4 protein-coding genes are annotated in these 4,218 nt (G+C 64.9%); 3 read left to right on the top strand and 1 reads right to left on the bottom strand.

What is annotated here, in order from left to right; all coding sequences use genetic code 11:
• Positions 1-574: histidinol-phosphate transaminase (locus Q7U29_RS19925; protein WP_304744167.1), on the top strand; the 574-nt coding region annotated here is incomplete at its 5' end.
• Positions 575-719: 145 nt separating this feature from the next.
• Here Q7U29_RS19925 and Q7U29_RS19920 read toward each other — a convergent pair.
• Positions 720-1,733, bottom strand: coding sequence for a zinc-binding alcohol dehydrogenase family protein (locus tag Q7U29_RS19920; protein ID WP_304744165.1), 1,014 nt, complete (start codon positions 1,731-1,733; stop codon positions 720-722).
• A 212-nt stretch (positions 1,734-1,945) separates the two neighbouring features.
• Here Q7U29_RS19920 and Q7U29_RS19915 point away from each other — a divergent pair, with 212 nt between their 5' ends.
• Positions 1,946-3,325: a DegQ family serine endoprotease gene (locus Q7U29_RS19915; RefSeq protein ID WP_370691793.1), complete on the top strand. Its 1,380-nt coding sequence runs from the start codon at positions 1,946-1,948 to the stop codon at positions 3,323-3,325.
• A partial coding sequence (locus Q7U29_RS19910; RefSeq protein ID WP_304744163.1) for a replication-associated recombination protein A occupies positions 3,322-4,218 on the top strand: 897 nt, incomplete at its 3' end. The genes Q7U29_RS19915 and Q7U29_RS19910, both read left to right, overlap by 4 nt.

Genomic DNA, 4,218 nt, shown 5'->3' with positions numbered 1-4,218 from the left:
CCTGCTGGAGCAACATCCTGACGCCCCCGTGGTCATCGACGAGGCCTATGTCGATTTCGGCGCCGAGACCGCCATTCCGCTGGTCGCCTCGCACCCGAACCTTCTGGTCGTTCAAACCATGTCCAAGTCGCGGGCGCTGGCTGGCTTGCGGGTCGGCTATGCGATCGGCGACGCCGACCTGATCGAGGCGCTCACAAGGGTGAAAGACAGCTTCAACTCCTATCCGCTCGGCCGGCCCGCGCAGGCCGGCGCCATCGCCTCGCTGGAAGACGAGGCCTGGTTTCAACAAAGCCGTATCAGCGTGATCGAAGGCCGGGAACGGCTCAACCGCGGCCTGCACAGGCTCGGCTTCGACGTGCTGCCGTCCGCAGCCAATTTTGTCTTTGCGCGTCATCCGAAACACGAGGGCGGGGCGTTGGCCGCCGCACTACGCCGGCGCGCGGTGATCGTCCGCCATTTTTCCGCGCCTCGCATCAAAGACTATCTGCGGATCACCGTCGGCACCGACGAACAAATCGATCGGCTGTTGTCGGAGCTGGCGGACATTTTGGGCAGCGGGCCTGCGGCGGCTTGATCGCGCCGCTGCTTCGTCGTCCCTGCGAACGCAGGGACCCATAACCACCGGCCTTCGTGTTGTAATCGGCGTCAGCCTCTCTGCCTTACAGATAGATCACGCGGTATGGGTCCCGGCGTTCGCCGGGACGACGTGTTGATAGGAGTTACCACCCCTCCAGCACGATCTTGCCGCGCGACTTGCCGCTTTCCAGCAGCGCATGCGCGCGCTTCAGGTTCGTCGCGTTGATGGTGCCGAACCTCTGGTCGAGCGTGGTGCGCAGCGCGCCCTTGTCGATGAGGTCGGCGACGTCGTTGAGCAAATTGTGCTGGCCGATCATGTCCGCGGTCTGGAACGAGGAGCGCGTGAACATCGATTCCCAGTGCACCGAAACCGCCTTGCCCTTGAAGACGCTGAAGGTGAATTCCTGGGGATCGTCGATCATGCCGAACTTGCCCTGCGGCGCGATGATGTCGGCGAGCGCCTTGTAGTGCTGCTCGGTATTGGTGAGGCTCGCGATCAGCGCCACCGGCGGCACTTTCAGCGCTTCGATCTGCTCCTTCATCGGCTTGGCGTGGTCGATCACCGCGTGGGCGCCGAGATCGAGGCACCATTTTTGCGAATCCGGGCGCGACGCGGTCGCGACGACGGTAAGACCCGTGAGGCGGCGCGCCAGCTGGATCAGGATCGAGCCGACGCCGCCGGCGCCGCCCATGATCAGGAGCGTGCGCGGATCGACGCTCTTGCCGGGCACCACGCCCAGCCGGTCGAACAGCAATTCCCAGGCGGTGATCGAGGTCACGGGCAGGGCGGCTGCTTGCGCGAAGGAAAGCGTCCTCGGCTTGCGACCGACGATGCGCTCATCGACCAGGTGAAATTCCGAATTGGTGCCCTGGCGCAGGATCGAGCCGGCGTAAAACACCTCGTCGCCCGGCTTGAACAGCGTGACATCGGGGCCGACGGCGTCGACGATCCCTGCGGCGTCATAGCCCAAAATCTTGGTTTCACCCGCTGGCGGTGCGGCGCGCTTGCGGACCTTGTAATCGACCGGATTGGCGGAAATAGCCTTCACGGCGACGCGGATGTCGCGACCTTTCGGCTCCGGATTGGCCGCCTCGAAATCAAACAGCGAGTTCGCGTCATCGACGGGAAGCGATTTCTGGTATCCGACGGCCTTCATTGGGCGGTTCTCCTTGATGCCGGCGGCAATACGCCGGTGTTCCGGCATTACCTGCTGTTTCGGGGCCGAAATTGCAAGGTTTGACCCGGAAACATCAGCCGAATCGGGCGATAACAGACCGATCGGGCCTTGCAATCGCTTCTATTCGCCGGCCGGGACGCCTATATTCGAACCACCAATCCCCAGGGAATTTTTTCATGTTTGCTGTTCGTATGATCACGGCGTTGCTGGCCCTTGCGGCCGCGGCCAGCCCGGCGATGTCGCAGGACCGCCGCGTGCCGACGTCCCCCGTGGAGCTGCGACTGTCCTACGCGCCGATCGTGCAGCGGGTGCAGCCGGCGGTGGTCAACGTCTATGCCGCCAAGGTAGTGCAGAACCGCAATCCACTGCTCGACGATCCGATCTTCCGCCGCTTCTTCGGCGTGCCCGGCCAGCAGCCGGAGCAGATGCAGCGCTCGCTGGGATCGGGCGTCATGGTGGATTCGTCCGGCCTCGTCGTGACCAACAACCACGTCATCGAAGGCGCCGACCAGGTCAAGATCTCGCTTTCCGACAAGCGCGAATTCGAGGCCGAGATCGTCCTCAAGGACAGCCGCACCGATCTCGCGGTGTTGCGGATCAAGGATGGCAAGGAAAAATTCGCGACGCTCGATTTTGCCAACTCGGACGAGTTGCTGGTGGGCGATGTCGTGCTGGCGATCGGCAATCCCTTCGGCGTCGGACAGACCGTGACCCACGGCATCATCTCGGCGCTGGCGCGGACGCAAGTCGGTATCACCGACTACCAGTTCTTCATCCAGACCGATGCGGCCATCAATCCCGGCAATTCCGGCGGCGCGCTGGTCGACATGACCGGCAAGCTTGCCGGCGTCAACACCGCGATCTTTTCGCGTTCCGGCGGCTCGCAAGGTATCGGCTTTGCGATCCCCGCCAACATGGTCCGCGTCGTGGTGGCCTCCGCCAAGAGCGGCGGCAAGGCGGTGAAGCGACCGTGGCTCGGCGCGAGGTTGCAGGCGGTAACGCCCGAGATCGCCGAGACGCTGGGGCTTCGCGTTCCCTCGGGCGCGCTGGTCGCCAACGTCACGGCGGGCAGCCCGGCGGCGCGGGCAGGGCTGAAATTGTCCGACCTGGTGGTTGCGATCGACGGCCAGACCGTCGACGATCCCAACGGTTTCGATTATCGCTTCGCCACCCGTCCGCTCGGCGGCACCGCGCAGATCGACGTGCAGCGCGCCGGCAAGACCGTGAAGCTGACGGTGCCGCTCGAGACCGCGCCCGATACCGGCCGCGACGAGATCGTTCTGACCTCGCGCTCGCCGTTCCAGGGCGCCAGGGTCGCCAACATTTCGCCGGCGGTCGCCGACGAATTGCGCATCGATGCCGATACCAAGGGCGTGGTGGTGACCGAGCTCGCCGATGGCGCGACCGCTGCCAGCGTCGGTTTCCAGAAGGGCGACATCATCCTCGCGGTCAACAACCAGAAAATCACCAAAACCAGCGATCTCGAAAAGGCGACGCGCGAGTCCGCGCGGCTCTGGCGCATCGTCGTGGTGCGCGGCGGCCAGCAGATCAACGTAACGCTCGGCGGATGAGCCCGAAGAGCCCACGCGGAAGCACCAACCTGTTCGCTGCCGCAGGCATGGAGCAGGATGCGCCGCGTCCGTTGCCGGACCGGCTGCGCCCGGCCGTGCTGTCGGATGTGGTCGGTCAGGATCATATCCTCGGGCCCGACGGCGCGCTGACGCGGATGCTGGCGACGCGGACGCTGGGTTCGCTGGTGTTCTGGGGCCCGCCCGGCACCGGCAAGACCACCGTCGCGCGGCTCTTGGCAGATGCGACCGAGCTGCATTTCGAACAGATTTCCGCGGTATTTTCCGGCGTCGCCGACCTGAAGAAAGTCTTCGACGCCGCCCGCGCCCGCCGCGAGATGGGCAAGGGCACGCTGCTGTTCGTCGACGAGGTGCACCGGTTCAATCGCGCGCAGCAGGATTCCTTCCTGCCCGTGATGGAAGACGGCACCGTGGTGCTGGTCGGCGCCACCACCGAAAATCCCTCGTTCGAACTCAACGCCGCTCTGCTGTCGCGCGCGCGCGTGCTGGTGTTCCAGTCGCTGGATGCCGCGGCGATCGAAAAACTGTTCGCGCATGCCGAGAAGATCGAGGGCAAGAAACTGCCGCTCGACGCGGAGGCACGCGCCGTGCTGGTGCGGATGGCCGATGGCGATGGCCGCGCGTCGCTCACGCTCGCCGAAGAGGTCTGGCGCGCCGCGCGCGCCAACGAGACCTTCAATGCCGTGCAGCTGCAGGACATCCTGCAGCGCCGCGCGCCGATCTACGACAAGTCGGCCGACGGCCATTACAACCTGATTTCAGCGTTGCATAAATCTGTACGCGGAAGCGATCCGGATGCGGCGCTATATTATCTCTGCCGCATGATGGACGCCGGCGAAGACCCGCTGTTCCTGGCTCGCCGCGTCGTCCGCATG

It is taken from the genome of Bradyrhizobium sp. (assembly GCF_030654605.1).
Lineage (GTDB): Bacteria > Pseudomonadota > Alphaproteobacteria > Rhizobiales > Xanthobacteraceae > Bradyrhizobium.
Note: the sequence above shows the minus strand (reverse complement) of the source record. Positions and strands in the feature narration are given on the sequence as shown.

Bases quoted from the DNA above. Each gene is read 5' to 3' on its own strand.
- Q7U29_RS19920 (WP_304744165.1), bottom strand. From the start codon at position 1,733: ATGAAGGCCGTCGGATACCAGAAATCGCTTCCCGTCGATGACGCGAAC.
- Q7U29_RS19915 (WP_370691793.1), top strand. From the start codon at position 1,946: ATGATCACGGCGTTGCTGGCCCTTGCGGCCGCGGCCAGCCCGGCGATG.